Consider the following 20152-nt stretch of genomic DNA (forward strand, 5'->3'; position numbering starts at 1 on the left):
GTTCACCTGACCTGTGAGGAGTAGCCGGCGGCGGAGTAGAGCGCCGGGTCGAAGGGGCTGGGTCCGCCGCACGTCACGAAGCGGCGGGCGGTGGGACCGGTGTGCGGGTTGCGGGCGCCGTGCAGCACTCCGGGGGACGCGTACAGGACGTCGCCCGCGCTCACGTCGATCCAGCGGTCGCGCAGATACATCTGGCCGACGCCCTCGAAGGCGATGAACGCCTCGTCGCTGTCGGGGTGCAGATGGACGTTGAAGGTCTCGCCCGGTTGCTGGATACCGCAGTGCAGGCACAGACGGCTGCTGCCGTTGCCGGGCCAGAAGACGAAGTTCATGGTGGCCCGGCGCTCTGCGGCGTCGACCTGCCCGGTGCCGCCGAAGCCGCGCAGCTGGGTGGTGTCGTCCCAGAGGGAGGAGTGCAGGTTCGGGTCGCTGCCGACGGGGGCGCCCGCGAGGGGGGTGCGCCACACGTACGCGGTCAGCCCCCTGCCGTCCGCCGTCAGGGTGAGGGCGCGACCGGTGGGCGCGTAGGCGGCGGATCCGCGCTCGACGGGCGCGTCGAGGTCGCCGACGGACGCGGTGCCGGTGCCCGAGAAGACCACGACGGTGTTCTCCTCGGCTGCGCTGTGCTCGGGGGTGAACGACTCGCCGGCGGCTATCCGGACGACGTGCAGGGTGACGTGGGTGGCGCCCGCGGCCGGACTGACGGGCGTGGCGACCGTGGTGCGCGCGCCGGAGCCGGCGCCCGCGACGGGGCGGAACTCGAACTCGGCCGCGGTGATGATCCGGGCATCACCGAGGGCGGTGACGCCCGGAGAGGACACGGGTGCGGAGGCGGATGCGGTGGATGGGGGCATGCCGGTGGCTGCTTCCTGTGTACGAGGGCCGGCGCGGTGGCGCCGACCCGCTGACGCGGTGGGGGAGTTGGGGGAGGGGAGATGGGGGAGGCGGGAGAGGTGTGCGGATGGGGTCGCAGTGGCCGGAGGGGCTGCTGTGGCTCCTTCTCTCTGCCTCACGCAGACTCGCGCGGCGGGTTCCCGGTCGTGTCCCACGTCGCTCCCGGAGGGGGGAGCGCACGCGGGAACCGGGCGGGGCGCGCGGGGCGACGGGCGCCGGGTGGTGCGCGCGGGGTGGTGCGCGCCGCGCTGCGGGCACAGGGAGGTGCGCGTTCTCGGCCGCGGGGCCGGTGGGGCCGGTCGCGCGGTTCCCCGCGCCCCTCGGGGCTGCGCCCCGCAAGGGGCGCGGGGAACGGCGCAGTCTTTTTGCCTTGAGGGGCGCGGGGAACTGCGCGGCTCGCCCTCACGTACCCGGGCCCCGGGCCCCGGGCCCGAGGCCCCGGACCTCGGGGCCGGGACACGCGGGCAGCCGGCAGCCGGCCCCACGCGAACGCCGCACGGCGCGCCCCCTGAGCAGGGGGCGCGCCGTGCGGCGTGCTGCTGTGCGCGGAGTCGCCTGGAGAGGCCGCGACCGGTCCGGGTGGGCCCGAACAGGCCGGGACAGGCCGGCTCAGCAGACCTCCCGGGCGACCACGGGCTGGGCCCGGTCGGCCCGCTCGGTCCGGTCGATCGGGTCGGCCCGGTCCGTCGGGTCGGGAGCGGGCGGGACCGGCGCGGGCGGTACCGCGGCGGCGGCCGGCGCCTCCGTGGCGCGGCGCGCCGGCAGCGGCAGCCGGCCCTCCGCGAGAGCCAGCGCCGCGATGACCACCGCGCCGCCCACCGGCACGTTCCAGGTGACGGACTCGCCGAGGGCCGCCGCACCGACGATCACGGAGAACACCGGGACCAGGTAGTTGACGCCGGAGGCCGTGGTCGGACCCGCGTCCGCGATGAGCCGGTTCATCAGGACGAAGGCGATACCGGTGGAGGCGCCGCCGAGGACCAGGAGGGACAGCAGCGGACCGGCCGTCAGCTCGCCCGGCAGGTCCCAGCCGATGCTGAACGTGGTGATCAGACCGGTGATGACCATGGCGGAGGTGAGCTGCGCCGCGGTCACGGCGAGCGCCGGGATCTTGTACGGGGAGATGAAGCGACGCAGGTAGACGAAGCTGATCGCGTAGCTGACGGCCGCCCCGACACACGCCAGTTGGCCGCCGATGGAGCCGAAGCCGTGGGTCCGCCACGGTCCGACCACGACGATCAGTCCGACGAAGCCGATGACGAGCCCGGTCACCTTGCGCGCCGTGGGCTTCTCCGTGCGGATGGCCACGGCGGCGAGCCCGAGGGTGACCAGCGGCGTGGCGCCCTGGATGACCCCGGCGATGGTCGCGGTGGTGTGCTGCTCGCCGACGGCGAAGAGGGTGAACGGCACGACGTTGCCGAACACCGAGGCGACGGCGATGTGCCCCCAGACCTTGCGCTGCGGGAAGGAGCCCTTGCTCACGGCGAGGATCAGACCGACGACGAGGGCGCCCACGAGGAGCCGCCCGAAGGCGAGTTGGAGCGGGGCGAAGGCGTCCAGCGACACCTTGATGAAGGCGAAGCTGCACCCCCACAGGGCGGCGAGCAGGCCGAATCGGGCCCAGTTGACGGGATGCATGTGATGACTCCTGAGGTGAGGGTTGCCGAGCGGGACGGGAGCGGAGGAACAGGGACGGAGGTGGGAGGTCAGGGCTCGTCGATCTCGAACTGGTCGTACTTCTCCATGAGCGCGACCATCTCGGCCCGGGACGGCGTGTTGCCGTTGGCCAGCAGCTCCGCCAGACCCGTGAAGTAGGCCTCGCGGTTCTCCGCCGGCGTGAAGATGATCAGCATCTCCGCCGGTGCGTCGCTGTCGTTGCGGAAGCCGTGCACGGCGTGCTCCGGCACGTGCAGGAAGTCGCCGGCGTGGGCCTTGTGCCACCCCGTGCCGTCGTGGACGGTGACCTCGCCCGAGATGACGTAGAAGGACTCCGAGATACGGGTGTGGTAGTGCGGGGCCGCTCCGGCGGCGCCCGGCAGCATGTGGTGGTGGAAGAGGCCGAGGCGGCCGTCGGTGGTCTCGGCGAGCGCGATGTACCGGGTGGTGGTCGTCTCCCCGATCCGGACCTTGACGGCGTCGCCGAACCTCTTCAGCGTCGAGACCAGCAGCGTCATGACGGGTCCTCCCACATGCTCAGGTACCGCTCGCCGGTGTCCGGCAGGACGGTGACGACGGTCTTGTCCCGGTACTCGGGGCGGGCGGCCACCGACTGCGCGGCGTGCACGGCCGCACCGGAGGAGACCCCGACGAACAGGCCCTGCCCGGCGGCGAGTCGACGGGCGGTGTGCAGCGCGTCGGCGTCGCTGACGGCGATCACCTCGTCGATCAGGGAGACGTCGGTCGTCGGGGCGATGAAACCGCCGTTGAGGCCGGGGATGCGGTGCCGCCCGGCCTGTCCGCCCGACAGCAGCGGGGACCCCTGCGGCTCGACCGCGACGATCCGTACCCCGGAGTCGTGCTCCCGCAGATGACGGGCGATCCCGGTGAGGGTTCCGCCGGTGCCCACCGCGCAGACGAGGGTGTCGACGCGGCGGCCGGTCGCGGTGAGCGCGGCGGTGATCTCGGGACCGGTGGTGGCGTAGTGGGCCTCGACGTTGTCCGTGTTCTCGTGCTGGCAGGGGAACCAGGAGCCCGGGGTGAACGCGTGGATCTCCTCGGCCTTCTCGATCGCTCCCGGGTAGCCCCGGTCGGCGGGGGTCTGGACGACCTCGGCGCCCAGCGCCGCCAGCAGCCGCACCCGCTCGGTCGTCGCGTTGTCGGGCAGCACGATGACGCAGCGGTAGCCGCGGGCCGCGGCCAGGGCGGCGAGCGAGATACCGGTGTTGCCCGAGGTGGCCTCGACGATCGTGCCGCCCGGCGCCAGGTCACCGCGCGCCTCGGCCGCCCTGAGCATGTACAGGGCCGCCCGGTCCTTACTGCTGGACATCGGGTTGGCGGCCTCCAGCTTGGCCAGTATCTCGGCGCCCGGCGCCAGGCCTTCGAGCCTCAGCCGGACCAGCGGTGTGGCGCCCACCAGGTCGTCGATGCCGTCGGCGACGGCCGGCCGGACCAGGGACGGTCGGGAGGTGTGCGGTGCGAGGGTGCGCATTGTGTGATTCCTTGTCAGATCTGGGCCTGCGGGCGGAAGGGGCGGGAAGACCGGCCCGCGGGCGGAAGGACCGGTGGGGGACGGACCGGTGGGAGACGGACCCGAGGGAGGCGGCCCGGTGGCGCGGAAGGCGGAGGGGCGGGCGACGGGGGAGCGGGCGGCGGAGGACCCGCTACCAGGAACCGGCCGAGGCGATGCTCGCGATGGTGTCCTCGGACGGCCGTCCCGGCCTGCGCCCGGAAGCGGTGGCGGCCAGCATCCGCGCCCCTTCCGGCACGTCCTTGTTGACGAGGGCCTGCGCGCCGATGATCGCGTCGTCGCCGACGGTCACCGGGCCGAGCACGGTGGCGTTGGTGCCGAGGATGACGTTGCGGCCCACGACCGGATGCCGGCGATCGCCCTGCGGCCTGTTGTTGTCGCTCCACCAGCCGACCGCGCCGAGCGTCACCTGGTGGTAGATCGTCACGTCGTCGCCGACCGTGCACGTCTCACCGATGACGACCGCGGCTCCGTGGTCGATGAACACCCGGCGGCCCAGTACCGCTCCGGGGTGGATCTCGACGGCGGTCAGCCGGCGGGCCCAGCGGGCCAGCAGCCGTGCCGTCATCCGGTGTCCGCCCGTGTGCAGCCGGTGCGCGATCCGGTGCGTCCACAGGGCGGTCAGCGCGGGGTGCAGCGCGGCTTCGAGACGGCCGCGGACGGAGGGGTCGCGCTCGACGACGACACGCAGGTCCTCCCGCATCACCCGTGCCAGGCGCAGCGGACCGGTACCGGGGAGGGAGGGAGGGGTGGCCGTCGGCACGGCGGCCCGGGTGCCGGCCGCGTCGGTCCGCCGGAAGGGCAGGACAGAGGCGGGCTCCTTGTCAGCGGGTTCCTTGTCGGTGGCGCTCAAGGGGGCTCCAGTCGGTGAGGAAGAGGCGGCCGTGGACGGGTCCGGGACGGTACGCGGGGGACGTTCCGCTCCCGGTGAGGAGGGGGGAGCCCGACGGCCGCACCTGTGGTCGAGGTCCCGAGAAGACCGTGCCCCAGCCCGTTCCCGCTCCCTTCCCGCCCCGTTCCCCCCGTCCACCGGCGCGCGGGAGCGGCTCGCGGGCCCGGCCGGGAACGTACGGGGAGGGATCCGGGAACGGGCGGCGGGACACTCCCGTCGAGCGCCACTCCGCGCGGAAACGCGTGGGTATGACCGGAACAGTCGGTCCGGCGCCGCCATGTATCAAGGAAGCATCCACACATGTACGAACCACCAGTTGACCGGCCATCAGGTGCCCGGCCGTCAGTTGTCCGGGGCACGCGGGACACGGGCGAGCGCGACAGCCGCCGGATCCCGCCCGCCGTCGAGGAGACGAGGAGCCAGCCATGAGCGCGACGGCCGACCGCTACCGAGAGCCTCACCCCCCGGACAGTGCCCCGCAGCGCCTGCTGCTGCTCTGTCCTTCGACCCGCCTCGTCCGCGAGGCCGTCGCGGCGGGTTTTGCCGTACGGGTGCTCGCGGACGCCTCTCTTCCCCCGGACTCGCCGGCTTCCGCGGACTGTCCGGACGACGGCGTTCCCCCCGGGACACCGGTGGATCTCGTCGACCTCACGGACGAGACCGCGCTGACCGAGGCCATCGAGGCCGCGGTCCGCGTCCACGGGACGCAGCGGCTGCTCGCCTTCGCGGGCACGGCGGCCCTGCCCGCCGTCGCGAAGACCGCGGCCCGCCTGGACGTGACCCCCAACCCGGTCGACGCGGCCCGACTGCTGGGCGAGCCCGCGGCCATGAGGGCCCTGCTCAACGGCAGCAGGCACTCGTACGTGCCCGCCGCACAGGCCCGTACGGCCCAGGAACTGCCCGCCGCGGTCGAGGAGATCGGCGCGCCGGTCACCGTACGCACCCTGCCGCCCTCCGCGCAGAGCGCGGCCTGTCGCAGCGAGCCGGCGGGTGAGCGTTCCTATCTCGTGGAGCAGTATCTGGAGGGCCCGGAGTACGGGGTCGTGACGCTCACCGTCGACGGGATGCACCGGGTCGTGGGCGTCGTGGCACTGCACGGCGCCTGGCATCCCAGCAGCCATCTCTTCCCCGCGCCCCTGGGGGAACGGGACGAGGCGGAGGCCCGCGCGATCGCGACCGAGCTGCTCGACCTCGCCGGGTACGAGTTCGGCTACGCCTACACCGTGGTCGTCCTGACGGCCGACGGCCCACGCGTGGTGCGTTCCCGGGCCGACTACCCGGACGAGCCGCTCGCCTCGCTGATCGAGCTCGCGACGGGCTTCAGCGCCGAGGCGGAACTCGTCCAGGCGCTGGCCGGGAAACCCGTGAACGTGCCGACGGCCGACCGGTACGCCGCCGTCGCGTCCTACCGGCTGCCCGTGGGACGGCTGTTGTCGGTGTCGGGCCTCGAGTCGGTGTCCGAGCTGCCCGGCGTGCACCGGGTCCACTTCCCGTACGCGTCCGGGGACGACATCCCCGGCCACGGCGGCGGCGAGGACGGCTATGTGCTGCTGAGCGCGGAGTCCACGCAGGAGGCGGCGGAGACGGTCACCGCGGCGGCACGGCTGCTGCGCGCGGAGGTGAGCCGGCGCCCCGACCACATCTGAGGTCCGGTACGCCGCTGTCGTACACCCCTGTCGTACTCGTATGTCGTACGCCGCCCGCACGGCCCGCAGCAGGCCGTGCGGGCGGTCGTCGTCGGCGTGCGCGGGCAGTACCGACGGGGTTCCCGGGTGCTTCCCCGCCGCACCCGACGGGCCGGTAACGGAAGCGGAACGGGCCGGGAGCGCCCGACGCGACCTTTCTTTCTGTCAGCACCGCAGATCGCGACGACAGAAGGCGGACATCATGATTCTCAAGGGCTTCGGAACCTCGGCCGGTCTCTTCGCCTCCGCGGCGGTCACTCTGGCTCTCGCAGCCGGTGTCGCCGCCGGGACGGCCGCCGCGAGCCCCGCCTCGGACGAGGGCCCGAACGCCGTCCCCGGCCTCTCCCTCGCCCAGGACATCGCCTCGGACCGCGGCCCGGCTTCGACGCCCGCCTCCGACGAGGGCCCGAACATCATCACGATCGGCGTGGAAGGCGACGAAGGCCCGAATGTCGTCACGGCGGGTGTGGAGGGCGACGAGGGTCCGAATGTCGTCACGGCGGGTGTGGAGGGCGACGAGGGTCCGAATGTCGTCACGGCGGGTGTGGAGGGCGACGAGGGTCCGAATGTCGTCACGGCCGGTGTGAACGGTGACGAGGGGCCCAACTTCCTCGCAGCCTGAGCCGCCTGAGCCGCTTGAGCCGCTTGAGCCGCTTGAGCCGCTTGAAGGTTCGGTCCCCGGGCGGCGCGTCCGCCCCGCCCGCTGAACCGCCGAACCGCCGAACCTCGCCCCACCTGCCGATGCCCGCCGTGACGAACGGCGGGCATCGGCATGTGGTCGTTCACCCGGCAGAGACATCAGTCCGGACGTCAGTCCGCGCGGCGGAACCGCCCCGGAATCCCCATGGCGCGGAACGCCTCCTCCGCGGCAGCCCCCCGCTCGGCCGCCCCCTCGGCGTCACCGAGCGCCGCCAGCGCCCGGGCGATGCCGTCCAGGGCGTAGGCCTCCTCCACCCGGTGGCCGAGCCGGGCCGCGGACACATGGGCCTGCCGGTGCAGGCCCAGCGCCCGCTCGTGGTCGCCGTCCCGGTGGAAGAACCGCCCCGCGGTGTTCCACACGGTGACCTCCCGTACGGGCGCGTCCTCAAGACCCTTGGTGGCAAGGGCCTCCTCCACCCAGGACAGCACCTGCTGCCGCCGCCCGAGCCGCCCCTCGGCCTCCGCGGAGAGGACGAGCTGCAGCGCCCGGTCGGCCGGGGCCAGCGCCCCGGGGGCACGCTCGCGGGCCGCCGCCAGCGTACGGGCGGCCGTCGCCACCTCACCCATGGCCAGCTGGACCTGCGCGAGATCGGTCAGCCCCACCAGCTCCTTCTCCGACGCGCCCAGTGTGCGGGCGAGTTCGATGGAGCGGGTCGCCGCGCTCACCGCCTCCTCGAAGCAGCCGCGTTCCATGTAGACGCCGCTGACGTTCGACAGGGACTCCGACTCGGCCCGTTCGGCGCCGAGTTCGCGCTTGAGGGCGATCGACTGCTCCAGGCGGGGCAGCGCCTCGTCGAAGCGGCCGGTGGTGGCGAGCAGCAGGCCCAGTACGCCGGTGTCCTTGGCCTGGCCGCGCCGGTCGCCCAGTTCCACGGCCAGTTCGTGGGCCTCGACGGCCGCCGCTATGCCGTCCTCGAACCTGCCGCGTTTCCAGCAGGCGACCGCCAGGTTGGACAGACTCAGCCGCAGGAGATCGGCCTCGTTCAGCCGGCGGGCCGCGGCGAGCGCGGTGCGGCACAGGGCGAGGAAGTCGTCGAGCCTGCCCCGCAGATCGAGGTGGAAGACGACGTTCGCGGCGAGCAGGGCGACCTCGCGGTCCAGGCCCCGGCGGAAGGCCAGGGCGATCGCCGCGAGCAGACTGTCCTGCTCGCGTTCGAACCAGTCGCGGGCGGCTTCCGGCGTGGACAGCGGGGCCAGTTCCGGCCGGAACGAGGGCGCCGGGCGGGCCATCCGCACCCGGCCGGGGAAGAGCAGGTCGCAGGCGGCGTCCGAGGCGGTGAGCGAGAACTCCAGAAGCCGGCGTACCGCGCCCGCCGCCTCCTCGGAGAACTCGCCGGTGCCGCCGGAGGACCGGGTGTGGGACAGCAGGAGGGCGAAACTGCGCACCAGGTCGTGGAACGCGTAGCGGCCGGGCTCGTGCTGCTGGACGAGGTGCATGTCGAGCAGGTACTCCAGGACGTCCTCGGCGTCCCGTACTCCCAGGTCGAGCAGGGCCGCCGCCGTGTAGACGTCGAGATCGGCGCCCGGGTACTGGCCGAGGAGCCGGAAGGACTTGCGGTAGTCGGCGCCCAGTCCCTCGTACGACAGGCGCAGGGTGACCTCCACGCTGCGTTCGCCGGCGCTGAGTTCGGCGAGGCGGTGGGTGTCGTCACGGAGCCGGTCCACGAGGTAGCGCACGGTCCAGCGGGGTCGTTTGCGCAGCCGTGCCGCGGCGATGCGCAGGGCGAGCGGGAGGTGGCCGGCCAGGTCGGCGAGGTCGGCGACGGCCGAGGGCTCGGCCTCCGCCCGGCGCTCCCCGATGATGCCGACGATCAGGGCGACGCTGTCCGGCGGCGCCATCGTGCCCAGGGAGACGGAGTGCGCCGCGTCGAGGTCCACGAGCAGGGCGCGGCTGGTGATCAGGACGACCGTGCCGGTGGGCGAGGCGAGGAGCGGCTTGACCTGAGCCTCGTCGACTACGTTGTCAAGGAGCAGGATCATCCGGTGCTTGGTCATGGTGGAGCGCCACAGGTTGATCCGGCCCTGCGGGTCGTCGGGGATGCGTTCGCCCGGGATGCCGAGCATGCGCAGCAGGGCCTCGGCCGCGGCGGGCGGGGCGAGGGGTTCCTCGCCCGGGGTGTAGCCGCGCAGGTCGAGGTGGAGCTGGGCGTCGGGGTACTGCTCGGCGAGCTGGTGTGCGGCGCGCACGGCGAGGGAGGTCTTGCCGCTGCCTCCCATGCCGTCGATGGCGATGATGAGCGGGCCGGAGCCGGTGGCGCCCTCCACGAAGCCCAGCAGCTTGTGCAGTTCCTCCTCGCGGCCGGTGAAGTCCCGCAGGTCGTAAGGCAGGGTGGAACGGCTGCCCGTCACCGCGGGGGCCGCGGCCGGCGAGGGTGCGGCGGCGACGGTCAGCGAGGGGTCGTTGCGCAGGATGGCCTGGTGCAGCTCGCGCAGGGCGTCGCCCGGCTGGATGCCGAGTTCCTCGTCGAGCAGCGCGCGGATGTTCCCGTACTCCTCCAGAGCCTCGGCCTGGCGGCCCGAGCGGTACAGGGCGAGCATGAGCTGGCCGCGCAGGGTCTCGCGCAGCGGGTTGCCGCCGATCGCCTCGCGGATCCCGGCCACCAGTTCGGCGCCCTCGCCGGCCTCCAGCCTGAGGTCGAAGAGCTGCTCCACGGCGGTCATGCGGCGTTCCTCCAGCGACGCGGAGGCCGCGTCGACGACCGCCCCGCCGTTGCCGGACAGCACCGGGCCGCGCCACAGGGCGACGGCTTCGCGCAGGAGTGCCGTCGCCTCCGCGGTGAGGCCCGCGGCGGCGTGGTCGCGGGCCCGCCGCAGGGCGTCGGTGAACTGCAGCAGGTCCAGTTGTTCGGGGGTGACCGCGGCACGGTAGCCGGGGCCGTCCGTCGCGATGAGGGTGCGTCCGTCGGGGATGCGCTGGCGCAGTTCGGCGACGGCCTTGCGCACCTGGTGTGCCGCGGTGGCGGGGGCGTCCTCGTCCCAGACCGCCTCGACGAGCCGGTGCACCGGCAGGACGCGCTGGGGTTCGAGGAGCAGCGTCACCAGGACGCGTTCGCTGACGGGCCCGCCGACGTGGACGCGCTCGTCCCCGTCCCAACATTCCAGAGATCCGAGGATGCGAAAGCGTACGGGCGGTGTTTGGCGCATGGCGCGTGCCCTCTCCTCGGTCCGGGGGCGGCCGCCATCCCGCTGCTCGCCTGCGGGGAGGAGCTCGCGGCGGGACCGCGGAGCGCTTCCCGTTCCTCGATGTCCGCAGGGAACCGCGCTGGGCGGCCGTCGTGTCGTGTACATCCTGGCCCACAATGTGTACCGACCGGTGCGGCTTCATATGTCTCGTGTCGGCGGCGTGGGGCGCGCTGGTGGATATCGGACAAGTTTTTGTAGGGGTTTAGGCTTTGCGCAGGTCGCCGACGCGTGAACGGACCGGGCGCAACGGGTGTACCGCGGGCGGGTGTTGAGGGCCGGGTGCCGCTGCCGCGAAGAGGCCGTTCCCGGCGCGCGGGAACGGCACGGCGGGAAGCATCGTTTCTGCAGCGGCTGTGTCGCAGAGCGTAGTTCCCGTCCGCTTCCCGGCCGGGCCGAGAGGCGGGAGCGCGGGCCCGCATTCCAGGGACGGGGGGAACCGTGCGACCAGCCCCCACGGGCCCGCGGACGAAGTCCCCGGCCCGAACAGCGTTCGAGAACGAGCGCGCGAGCGCACACGGCCGGTGGCCGACAGCGGGAACCGTCGGCCACCGGCCGTGTGCGTCCGTTGTTGTCAAGGGCGCCTCGACAGCACGGGTTCGGCGTCCGGGGGCACCGGCGCGGGCTCCGCCGGCTCCTCGATCGGCGTGTCGGCCAGCACGCCTCCACGGCCCCAGTGATCCTGCTCGACGTCCCGCACGAGCACGGTCACGACCTCTCTCGGGCATCCCGCGATCCGGGCCACGGTCGTGGTCAACTCGTCCACGAGATCGGCTCGTTTCTGTCGGTCGTTGCCCTTCCACCAGTCCACGGTCACCACAGGCACGGTTCTCTCCTCATTCGTTGTGTGCGTCGAAGGATGTGTCGGGGGACTTCTCAGGGGTGATGAGGCCCTCGGTCGCCGGGAACTGGTCGAATCTGCGCGCCAGTTCCGCCATCATCTCGGGGGTCGGTTCGGGCGAGGAGTTCAGCAGCTCACCCAGTTCGCGGAAGTACTTCTCCCGGCCGCCGTCCGGGGTGAACATCACCAGCAGGGTGGCGGGGTCGGCGCCGGGGTTGCCGAACGCGTGGTTCGTGCCGGGCGGCACCATCATGAACGTGCCGGGTCCGGCGATGCGCCGCTCCGCGCCCAGGGTGAGCAGGACGTCGCCGCCCGCCACGTAGAACATCTCGGTCAGTTCGTTGTGGAAGTGCAGGGGTGCGCCCGGTGCGCGGGGCGGGAGCCGGTGCTCGGTGAGGCCGAAGCGGCCGGCCGTGTCGTCCCCGGTGACGAGGAAGGAGACGGGGGTGCCGCCGACGACGGTGGTGGGACCGGCTCCGGGCTCGATCACCCGGGGGAGCGTCACCGCTCGTCCCCGGCATCCGCCCGGACGGCCGCCGCAGGAGGTGACAGGGTCCGCAGTGCCACTCCGGCGGCCACCAGGGCGAGGACGGCGGTCAGCGCGTACGCCCGGCCGAAAGCCCCGCCGCCGGGCGCGTCACCGAGTACGAGGACCAGTACGGCCAGTCCCATGGCGCCGCCCGTGTACTGCGTCGTCGTCAGCACGGCGGAGGCGGTGCCCTGTTCGCTGTCCGGTACGTCCTTGGTGCCCGCGATGTACATCCCCGCGAAGGCCATGCCCTGCCCGAGCCCACTGACCAGCAGGCCCGGCAGTACGGCCGTCCAGTAGTCCGAGCCGCCCGTCCCGAGGCCGAGGAGGGCGAGGCCCGCCGCGCCGACCGCGAATCCGGTGGCGAGGGTGCGGCGGATGCCCCAGGACCCGGCGAGCTGCCCGGTGACGAGGTTGCCCGCCACCACGCTCAGCGCCAGCGGCAGGAAGGCGATGCCCGCGCCGAGCGGACCGTACCCCCACACGTCCTGGAGGAAGAGCGTGATCAGGAAGAACTCGGCGCCCACGCTCGCCATGTAGAGCGCCGACATCGTGCTCGCCCCGGCCAGCGAGCGCACCCGCAGCAGGGCCGGCGGGATGAGCGGGGTGGCGGCCGGACGCCGGTCGTACGCCGACCAGGCCGTGCCCAGCGCGAGGGCCGCGGCCAGGCAGCCGAGGCAGGACGCGGAGGCCCAGCCGTCGACGGCGGCCTGGGTGAGCGCCGCCACCAGGAAGAGCACGGCACCGGTGAACAGGGCGGCGCCGGGGATGTTGAGGTGCCTGACCGAGGCCTTGGTCCGCGCGCCGGCCGGCAGCACCCGCAGCGCGAGGGCGACGGTGACCAGGATGAGCGGCACGTTCACGAAGAACACCCACCGCCAGGAGAGCGCCGCGGTCAGCACACCGCCGATCAGCACACCGGCCGCGAGTCCCACCGCGCCGATCGCACCCCAGATCGCGAGCGCCCGGGAACGGACGGGACCCGCCGGGAACGCGGCACCGATCAGGGCCAGCATGGCCGGGGTCAGGGCGGCGGCGCCGATGCCCTGGGCGGCCCGGGAGGCGACCAGCAGCCACTGGTCCCCGGCCAGTCCGGCAGCGAGCGAGCCGAGACCGAACAGCGCCAGCGCGCCGAGGAAGAGCCGGCGTGGCCCGGTCAGGTCGGCGGCCCGGCCCCCGACCACGAGGAAACTCGCGAAGAAGACGGCGTAGGCCGACACGACCCACTGGAGCCGTTCCGGGGCGAGGCCGAGCCCCGATCCGATGCTGGGCAGCGCCACGTAGATGATCGAGTAGTCGAGCGCCACCAGGAACTGGGCGATGGACAGGGCCAGCAGCGCGGCCACCATACGACCGGTGAACCGGGTGGACGGGGGAGCGGGGGAGGGCGCGGGGGCGGGGTCGGAGGTCTTGGTGGAGGTGTGGGGGGTCTGGGCGGTGGTCATGACAGGGCTCCGGTCGGTTCCGGGCTGGTCCCGGTGAGGGTTCGGGTGGTGACTCGGGTCGTGGCACGGGGCGTGACGCGGGCGGTGAGCGGTGTTCCGCGCAGGAGAACGTCGATCACCGACGGGAAGTCGGCCACGACATGGTCGGCACCGGCGGCGGCCAGCGCCTCGGCGGTGTCGACGCCGTAGGAGACGGCCACGGTCCGCAGGGCGGCGGCGCGGGCCATCGTCATGTCGGTGACGGTGTCGCCGACGTACCAGGACAGCGAGGCCTGTGCGCGGAGGTCGGCGAGGGCCCGCAGCGCCATGTCGGGGTGGGGCTTGCCGCGTTCGACCATGTTGTGGCAGATGACGGTGTCGAACCGGTTGAGGATGCCGGTGGCGTCCAGCAGCGCGTGGGCGCTGGCGTAGATCTTGGACGTGGCGATACCGAGGGGCCGCCCCGCCGAGCGCAGCCGGTCAAGTCCTTCGGCGACGCCCGGCAGCAGCAGCTCCGGCCCCCGGCTGAGGACGTCCGTGGTGAAGCGGCGGCGGTAGCGGGCGGCGGCCTCGGCGGTCACGGTGTCGTGGACGCACGTGCCCAACAGCCCCGCGAGGGAGGCCTCCAGCGGCTTGCCGACCGTGGCCAGCACGTCCGCGTGGGAGGGATCGGCGCCGAGGCCGCGCACCACGTCGCCGATCAGCTCGGCGATGGCGGACGGGGTGTCGGCGAGGGTGCCGTCGATGTCGAAGACGAACGCGGAGGTCATACCGCAGCCGCCTTCCCGGCCGGCTCGGCGGTGGCGGCGTAGGCGACCGCGAGGTGTCCGGCGAGCCGGGCGGTGCTGATGAGGACCTCCCGGTTGGCGGCGGCGGAACGGCCCTCCGTGGCCCGCGAGACGGCCTTCATCAGGTACGGGGTCGCTGCGGGCCCGCGCACTCCGTCGTCCTCGGCGGCGCGCAGCGCCTCCTGGATGACACCCTCCATGAGGTCGCTGTCCAGGGCGTGTTCCTCGTCGATGGGCGCGGTGATCAAGGCGCCGCCGGGCAGACCGGCCGCCCAGTGCATCCGTACCGCGCGGGCGATGTCGCCCGGGTCGTCGATCCGCTGGGGCACGCGCAGGCCGCTGGAGCGGCAGTAGAAGGCGGGGAAGTGGTCGAAGCGGTAGCCGATCACCGGAACGCCGAGCGTCTCCAGGTACTCCAGGGTCAGCCCCAGGTCCAGGATGCTCTTGGCGCCGGCACAGACGACGGCCACCTTGCTCCGTGTGAACTGCACGAGGTCGGCGGAGATGTCGAAGCTCTCGCCCGCGCCGCGGTGGACACCGCCGATGCCCGCCGTGGAGAAGAACGGGATGCCCGCGAGATCCGCGGCGACGAGCGACGAGGCCACCGTGGTGGCACCCAGGCCGCCACCGGCCAGTACGACCCCGACATCGCGGCTGGACACCTTGGGCACATCGGGGCCGACCGCGAAGCGTTCCATGTCGTCGGGGGACATGCCCACGGTGAACCGGCCGCCGTCCAGCCCGACGGTCGCCGGCACGGCACCCGACTCGCGGACCGCCTTCTCGATGGCGAGCGCGGTCTCCACGTTGCCCGGATAGGGCAGTCCGTGCGCGATCACCGTTGATTCCAGGGCGACGACGGGCCGGTTCTCGGCCAGCGCGTCACCCACTTCCTCACTTGTACGCAGCAAAGGGTGCACGAGGGTCTCCTGAACGGTTCGTCGAACGGCGGTTGGGGGGCGGAGGCGGTGCGTGCGACCCGGGTGGCGCCGGAGCGTGCCGCCCTCCGAGTCACCGCGACTGTCCCGAACCCCGTTCCCGTTCCGTTCCCACCCCGCGGTCGCCCGCCTTCCCGCGGTGTCGGTGGCGGGCGCTTGAATGGCGGCATGAACCTCCACGATGTCGCGCTGCGGCTGCCGGGCACCGCCGAAGTCCTCGACCGCTGCGGCTCGTTGGCGGTCCTGCACGCGCTCCTCGAACCGGATCCCGCCCGTCGGGGCTGCACCTGCGCCGTGTCGGGGAACGGGTCGCAGACGGCACACCTGCGGCACCCGGACGGCCGGTGGCTGCGCGTCGGCTTCTGCGAGGCCGGGGCGATGCTGCACTGGCATCAGGAACCGGGGCAGGGGCGGCCCGGAGTGCTGGACGACATCCCCAAGGCGCTGTGGCGGATCCTGGAGGACGCCTCGTGCGACTGCCTGGGCGACGAGCGGCTGATGGCCGCCGCGATCTGGCGGGAGACGGGCGACGCCAACTGGCGGGCGAGTGACGCCTCGGCCCCGGGAGCCGCCCCCTCCCTGCTCCGCTGTCTGATTGACCGTTCCCCCGAGCGGGCCCGCCGGTTCGCCTTCAAGCACTACGGCACACGCGCGACCCGGGAGGCGGTCCGGGATACGGTCCGCCACCTGACGGACCTCCGGCCGCCGGCGGCCCCGCCCTCCGCCGCGTACGAACCGGGCTTCACGCCCCTCGGCGAACACCGTGCAGCACCCCTGAACGCGCCGGTCGAGCCCTTGCGCACGCCGGTGAAGCCCTTGTCGGGTGCGCGGGTCGAGCCCCGGCGGAGCGGTGAGCTGTTCCGGCGCGCAGACGCCTCCGGCCTGGTCACCACCGCGGTCTTCCGCCACCGCGCCGGCCGTGACCAGCAGCACTTCACCGACCTCGCCGCCGAGGTCGACGGCGACATGGTGGCGATCGGCGGCGGCGCCACCGCCGTGGACTCACCGCAGGGCGCCCTGCTCACCGCCTCGTACCCGGCGGACGACGGCTCGGCCTGGCTGGCGTCGTCCAAGGACCACAACATCCCGCAGCCGCACCGGCTGACCGCCTTCGCGATCGGCATGAGGATCGCAGGAGTCAGCCGTGAACGGCTGGCAGGGGAGCTGCTGACCGTCGTCCGCACCCGGAGCGCGCACGCGGCCCACCCCTTCGCCTCCGCCCGGGTCCCGGAGGGGCACACGCTGATCGGCGGGGGTTTCCGCGTCAACTGGCGCGATCCCAGAGGCGGTCACACCGAGGGCAACCTCGCCACCGCCTCGTTCCCGCGGGCGGGAGGCGCCTGGACGGTGCGTTCCAAGGACCACCAGCTGTCCAGCCCCTGCACCATCGACGCCTACGCGGTCTGCCTGAAGTCCTCGTTCGTGATCGACGGCGTCCGGTACCGCGTCGACGTCTGGACGGACTTCGCCGAGAGCGACGGCGGCCCGGTGCCGCATCCGTCCGCCGCGCTGCCGCTCCCCGCGAACGGACACGTACTGACCGGCATCGGCGCCGAGGCACTCCCCACCGAACCGGGCTCCCTGCTGTGGCAGTTGGAACCGACGGCGGACGGCACGAACCCCGGTGTCAGATCGGGCTCGAAGGACCACGGCGTGTGGTCACCCGACACGCTGTGCACGTGGGCGCTGGGCATCCGCCTGCTACGGAGCTGACCGGGGCGCGGGCTGCTGCCGCGGCACCAGTGCCGTCGTTCCGCCGGTCGAAGCCGCCGCCCGCCGGCCACGGGTCCACCGGCCGACGTACCGCACCGACCGTCCCAGACGCCGGTAGAAGCGGTCCGGCAGGAACACGGCGTCCGCCACGATCATCGCGCCGGAGAAGAGGGGGAGTCCCATGAGCACCGCGATACCCAGGTGCATACCCAACAGCATGGAGAGCACCGGGTATTTGAGCCGTCCGAACAGGACGAACGGGAACGCGACCTGCAACAGCACGGTCAGATAGCAGGCCACGGCGATCAGTACGTCGTGCTCGTCCGCCAGGACCGAGAGCTCCGGCCAGGGCCTGAAGAGGCCGAGGTTGAGGACGTAGTGGAGGGCGGTCCCGTTGCCCCAGGAGCCGCCCTGCACCTTGTAGAGCCCCGCCGATCCGTAGAGAAAGCAGACCTGGGCCGCGATGACGAACATGCCGCAGTTGTGAAGCACCGCTGTCAACGTCGTTCGGGATTGCTCCAGTTGATATTGGAGGGCGCCCGTGTCCAGAACCGCCGACCCGGTCCTCGTCCCGCCCGCGGAGGCTCGCCGCCGGGCCCTGCGGGCGTCCAGGGACCAGCGACGGCCGCACGCGGTGAAGACCAGGTACACCGCCATGAGGAGGATGAGGTTGTCTCCTCCGTCGGTCATGAAGATGGCTCTGGCGTGGAAGGACGCGACCACGACCGCGAAGAGCACGGACACCGCTCTGGTGCGCCAGCCCAGCATGAACAGTGCGGCCGTGACGACGGCCGCCGCGTAGCAGGCCTCGAAGTACGGCCGGCTGTCGGACAGGGTGAGGATGCTCGCCCACCCTGTCTGGTCGAACAGCTGAGCGGCCAGCTCGGGGGTCCACGGCGATCCGGGGCCCCAGATCTCGTTTCGGTGCGGCATCTCCCTCAGCAGAAAGACAAGGTAGAGAAATCCGTAGCCGATGCGCAGCACCGCGGCGGCGTACAGACTGACCGGCCGCTCGGTCAGGACGCCGAGAAACGCGCTGATCCGCTCCGGCGCCCGATACGGCACGCTCGTGTCGGCCCCCACGGGCCCACGCGGGCGCGGTGTGAGTGGCTGCTCAGTTTCCACGGGAGTCGACCTTCCACCAGGGCAGATACCGCGTATCGGCGGGCTTCGGAGCAGCGGTGGGCGAACCGGGGCCGGCTGCCGGGGCGATCGGCACGGTGACGACCCGCAGCTGGACGGACTCGAAGGCGCCGCCACGGTGGGCGGTGAGGCGGTCCGCCGCGATGTTGGTCAGATACCGCTGCATCATCAACGCCCTTTGCGAGCGCGGCTGGTCGTCGCCGCCCTGGGTCTCCAGGTACGAACTCCAGGCCCGGCGCAGCATGTTCTGGGCCGTGTGGCTCGGGAAGGGCTGGTGCCTCACCGCGGAGTTGTCGACGGCGGTCAGGTCGGACCAGCCGCTCACCCGCACACTGCCGTCCGGCGCGGTGTGCAGGGTCCTCGCGGAGATCTGGTGGTTGACCGACTCGGGATCCGGTGCGAAGAGCCGCCAGTTCTGTTCGAACAGTGGGAAGACCCACGCGTCGACCTGCCGGTTGTACTGCTGTGAGAGGGGGTTGGGAGGTGCCACGTGCAAGAACACCAGGAGCACGTGGATCAGCGCCGTCGCCAGGCACAGGACCACGGCGGCTCCCGAGCCCGCCTTCAGGACCCGCGCGGGCCATGACGTGCGCTGCGGAGCCACTCGGTCTGCGGGGGGTCTCCCACCCTCATCGGGAGCCGGCTCGACCGCCGTCCGGCCCGCTTCGTCCGTCTCCACCCTTTCAACGCCGCCTAGCACGGCCCCACCCGGCCTTTCCATCCCGGCTTCTCCGATTCTCCTGGGCCTCCACGGACGGCGCGCGACGGAATCGATGCCGATCCGATCCGCCGCGCGCCGTCCGTCCTCCTCGCTCACATCGAGCTAGGCGGCCTTCTCGTGGCGACCTTTGTGATCGCCGCCGTACCCGTCGGGATGACCGGGCTTGCCGTCGTGACCACCGTGGCCGTCGTGGCCGCCGTGATCGTCCGGCTTCCCGCCGTGGTCGTGGCCGTTTCCACCACTGGAGCCGCCGTGACCGCCGCCTGTGTGGCCGCCGTGACCGCCGCCCGTGGAGCCGCCGTGACCGCCACCTGTGGAGCCGCCATGGCCGCCACCTGTGGAGCCACCGGGAGCACCCCCTGTGGTACCGCCGGTGGTGGCGCCCGCGACGAGACCGCCAAGGACGCCGCCGGTGGTGCCGCCGCTTGTCAGGACACCGCCGAGCAGCCCACCCAGGGCGCCGCCGGTTCCGCCACCCGTCGGCACACCGCCGATGACCCCGACTGTGGTGCTGCCCGTGGTGCCCGCTGTGGTGCCACCCGTCGTGGCACCGGCGATCACACCACCCGAGACGAGACCACCGGTTCCACCGGCAGTTCCCCCGGTGGTTCCGCCGGTCGAACCCGCGGCGCACGTGCCCCGGTCGATCACGTTGGTGTCCAGGGTCACCGCGCCGTTACGGGCCAGCGCCCGGCCGTCGATGCTTGCGCCTGTGGTGAGGCTGATCGAGGTCAGAGCCAGGATGTTGCCCACGAAGGTGGAGTCGGTCCCGAGCGTGGCCGAACTGCCGACCTTCCAGTACACGTTGCACGGTGAAGCGCCGTTGACGAGGAGCACTCGGCTGGCGGATGCCGTCGTCAGACCGGAGCCGACCTGGAACACCCAGACGGCGTTGGGGTCGCCCTCGGCGTCGAGCGTGAGGGTGCCGGTGAGTCCGAGGGTGGAGGAAGCGGTGTAGACACCCGGTACCAGCGTCAGGCCACCGGCGTCCGCGGGAAGGGCGGCATCCGTGGCCTGCCCCGCAGCGTCGTTGTAGGCCGCGACCAGGTCGCTCTTTGCCTGGGCCGCCACAGCGTCCGCGGAATGCTGGGTCCCCAGGACGATTCCTGGCGGGAATCCCGAGATCGCCGTACCGGGATGCACCCCGAGATCCCCGGTGATCTGCGAGGGCCCGGTATTGGTGACCTCGGAACCGGCCAGAACGGCGAAACTGGCCGCCGTACCGAGAGGCACGGGTGTGGCAATGGCGCTGGCGCGTGTCGGCATCATCGCGAGCACGGCAGCCGCGACGGCCACGGCCGTCACCGCCGCGATCCAGGCCGACATGGTGCGCCGCGTTGGGGCGTCAGGAATATTCAACGTCATCGAGGGGCCAACTCCTGTGAGGGGATGGGGCCTGCCCGGCGGTTCTCGGTCACACGGAATCGCCTGTTTCTGTCGTCGGCATATTACGCAGATGACGAATCCGGCAATGTTCAATTAGAGCGGCTCTGCTTGAATAGATTAGAGAGGCATGAA

The 20152-nt window shown here is 72.6% G+C and carries 17 protein-coding genes; 3 read left to right on the forward strand and 14 right to left on the reverse strand.

The genetic code is table 11. The features are described from left to right. Window positions 1–2 precede the first annotated feature (2 nt). The 5 genes from IE278_RS19120 to epsC all read right to left on the reverse strand — a co-directional run bounded on the left by IE278_RS19120 (window position 3) and on the right by epsC (window position 4784). A complete protein-coding gene (locus IE278_RS19120) occupies window positions 3–854 on the reverse strand; it encodes a cupin domain-containing protein (RefSeq protein WP_189773865.1) in 852 nt (283 codons plus the stop codon). Window positions 855–1503: 649 nt separating this feature from the next. Further along, a complete protein-coding gene (locus IE278_RS19125; RefSeq protein WP_189773867.1) occupies window positions 1504–2532 on the reverse strand; it encodes a DMT family transporter in 1029 nt (342 codons plus the stop codon). 68 nt (window positions 2533–2600) lie between these two features. Continuing rightward, window positions 2601–3068, reverse strand: a complete 468-nt coding sequence (locus IE278_RS19130) for a cupin domain-containing protein (protein ID WP_189773869.1) — start codon at window positions 3066–3068, stop codon at window positions 2601–2603. Further along, on the reverse strand, window positions 3065–4042 hold the full coding sequence (locus IE278_RS19135; RefSeq protein WP_189773871.1) for a PLP-dependent cysteine synthase family protein: 978 nt from the start codon (window positions 4040–4042) through the stop codon (window positions 3065–3067). Before IE278_RS19135 ends, IE278_RS19130 begins: the two co-directional genes overlap by 4 nt. 172 nt (window positions 4043–4214) lie before the next feature. After that, entirely contained in the window at window positions 4215–4784 is a 570-nt protein-coding gene (gene epsC / locus IE278_RS19140) for a serine O-acetyltransferase EpsC (RefSeq protein ID WP_189774127.1), read from the reverse strand. Between the two features lie 614 nt (window positions 4785–5398). Between epsC and IE278_RS19145 the strand changes: the two genes are divergently transcribed. Continuing rightward, window positions 5399–6619, forward strand: coding sequence for an ATP-grasp domain-containing protein (locus tag IE278_RS19145; RefSeq protein ID WP_189773873.1), 1221 nt, complete (start codon window positions 5399–5401; stop codon window positions 6617–6619). Window positions 6620–6860: 241 nt separating this feature from the next. Then, window positions 6861–7280, forward strand: coding sequence for a hypothetical protein (locus tag IE278_RS19150; RefSeq protein ID WP_189773875.1), 420 nt, complete (start codon window positions 6861–6863; stop codon window positions 7278–7280). Between the two features lie 188 nt (window positions 7281–7468). Here IE278_RS19150 and IE278_RS19155 read toward each other — a convergent pair whose 3' ends face one another. The 6 genes from IE278_RS19155 to IE278_RS19180 all read right to left on the reverse strand — a co-directional run bounded on the left by IE278_RS19155 (window position 7469) and on the right by IE278_RS19180 (window position 15009). Continuing rightward, a complete protein-coding gene (locus tag IE278_RS19155) occupies window positions 7469–10501 on the reverse strand; it encodes an AfsR/SARP family transcriptional regulator (RefSeq protein WP_189773877.1) in 3033 nt (1010 codons plus the stop codon). A gap of 610 nt (window positions 10502–11111) precedes the next feature. Then, the gene (locus IE278_RS19160; protein ID WP_189773879.1) at window positions 11112–11363 is read right to left on the reverse strand and encodes a tautomerase family protein; all 252 of its coding nucleotides are present in this window, start codon (window positions 11361–11363) and stop codon (window positions 11112–11114) included. A 10-nt stretch (window positions 11364–11373) separates the two neighbouring features. Then, entirely contained in the window at window positions 11374–11868 is a 495-nt protein-coding gene (locus IE278_RS19165; RefSeq protein WP_189773881.1) for a cupin domain-containing protein, read from the reverse strand. 11 nt (window positions 11869–11879) lie between these two features. Continuing rightward, window positions 11880–13352: an MFS transporter gene (locus IE278_RS19170; RefSeq protein ID WP_189773883.1), complete on the reverse strand. Its 1473-nt coding sequence runs from the start codon at window positions 13350–13352 to the stop codon at window positions 11880–11882. Then, a complete protein-coding gene (locus IE278_RS19175) occupies window positions 13349–14101 on the reverse strand; it encodes an HAD family hydrolase (protein ID WP_189773885.1) in 753 nt (250 codons plus the stop codon). The genes IE278_RS19170 and IE278_RS19175 overlap by 4 nt, the downstream gene beginning before the upstream one ends. Then, the gene (locus tag IE278_RS19180) at window positions 14098–15009 is read right to left on the reverse strand and encodes a pseudouridine-5'-phosphate glycosidase (RefSeq protein WP_246570396.1); all 912 of its coding nucleotides are present in this window, start codon (window positions 15007–15009) and stop codon (window positions 14098–14100) included. The genes IE278_RS19175 and IE278_RS19180 overlap by 4 nt, the downstream gene beginning before the upstream one ends. Before the next feature lie 216 nt (window positions 15010–15225). On the opposite strand from IE278_RS19180, the gene IE278_RS19185 reads away from it, so the two are divergent. Then, the gene (locus tag IE278_RS19185) at window positions 15226–16770 is read left to right on the forward strand and encodes a hypothetical protein (protein WP_246570397.1); all 1545 of its coding nucleotides are present in this window, start codon (window positions 15226–15228) and stop codon (window positions 16768–16770) included. On the opposite strand, the gene IE278_RS19190 is transcribed toward IE278_RS19185, so the two are convergent. The 3 genes from IE278_RS19190 to IE278_RS19200 form a co-directional block, all read right to left on the reverse strand. Next, on the reverse strand, window positions 16759–17853 hold the full coding sequence (locus IE278_RS19190; protein ID WP_246570398.1) for an HTTM domain-containing protein: 1095 nt from the start codon (window positions 17851–17853) through the stop codon (window positions 16759–16761). The genes IE278_RS19185 and IE278_RS19190 overlap by 12 nt on opposite strands. A 31-nt stretch (window positions 17854–17884) precedes the next feature. Then, window positions 17885–18457, reverse strand: coding sequence for a DUF5819 family protein (locus tag IE278_RS19195; protein WP_189773895.1), 573 nt, complete (start codon window positions 18455–18457; stop codon window positions 17885–17887). 279 nt (window positions 18458–18736) lie between these two features. Beyond that, entirely contained in the window at window positions 18737–19999 is a 1263-nt protein-coding gene (locus IE278_RS19200; RefSeq protein WP_189773897.1) for an ice-binding family protein, read from the reverse strand. Window positions 20000–20152: the final 153 nt, after the last annotated feature.

Source organism: Streptomyces tauricus (assembly GCF_014650955.1).
Taxonomy (GTDB): Bacteria; Actinomycetota; Actinomycetes; order Streptomycetales; family Streptomycetaceae; genus Streptomyces; species Streptomyces tauricus.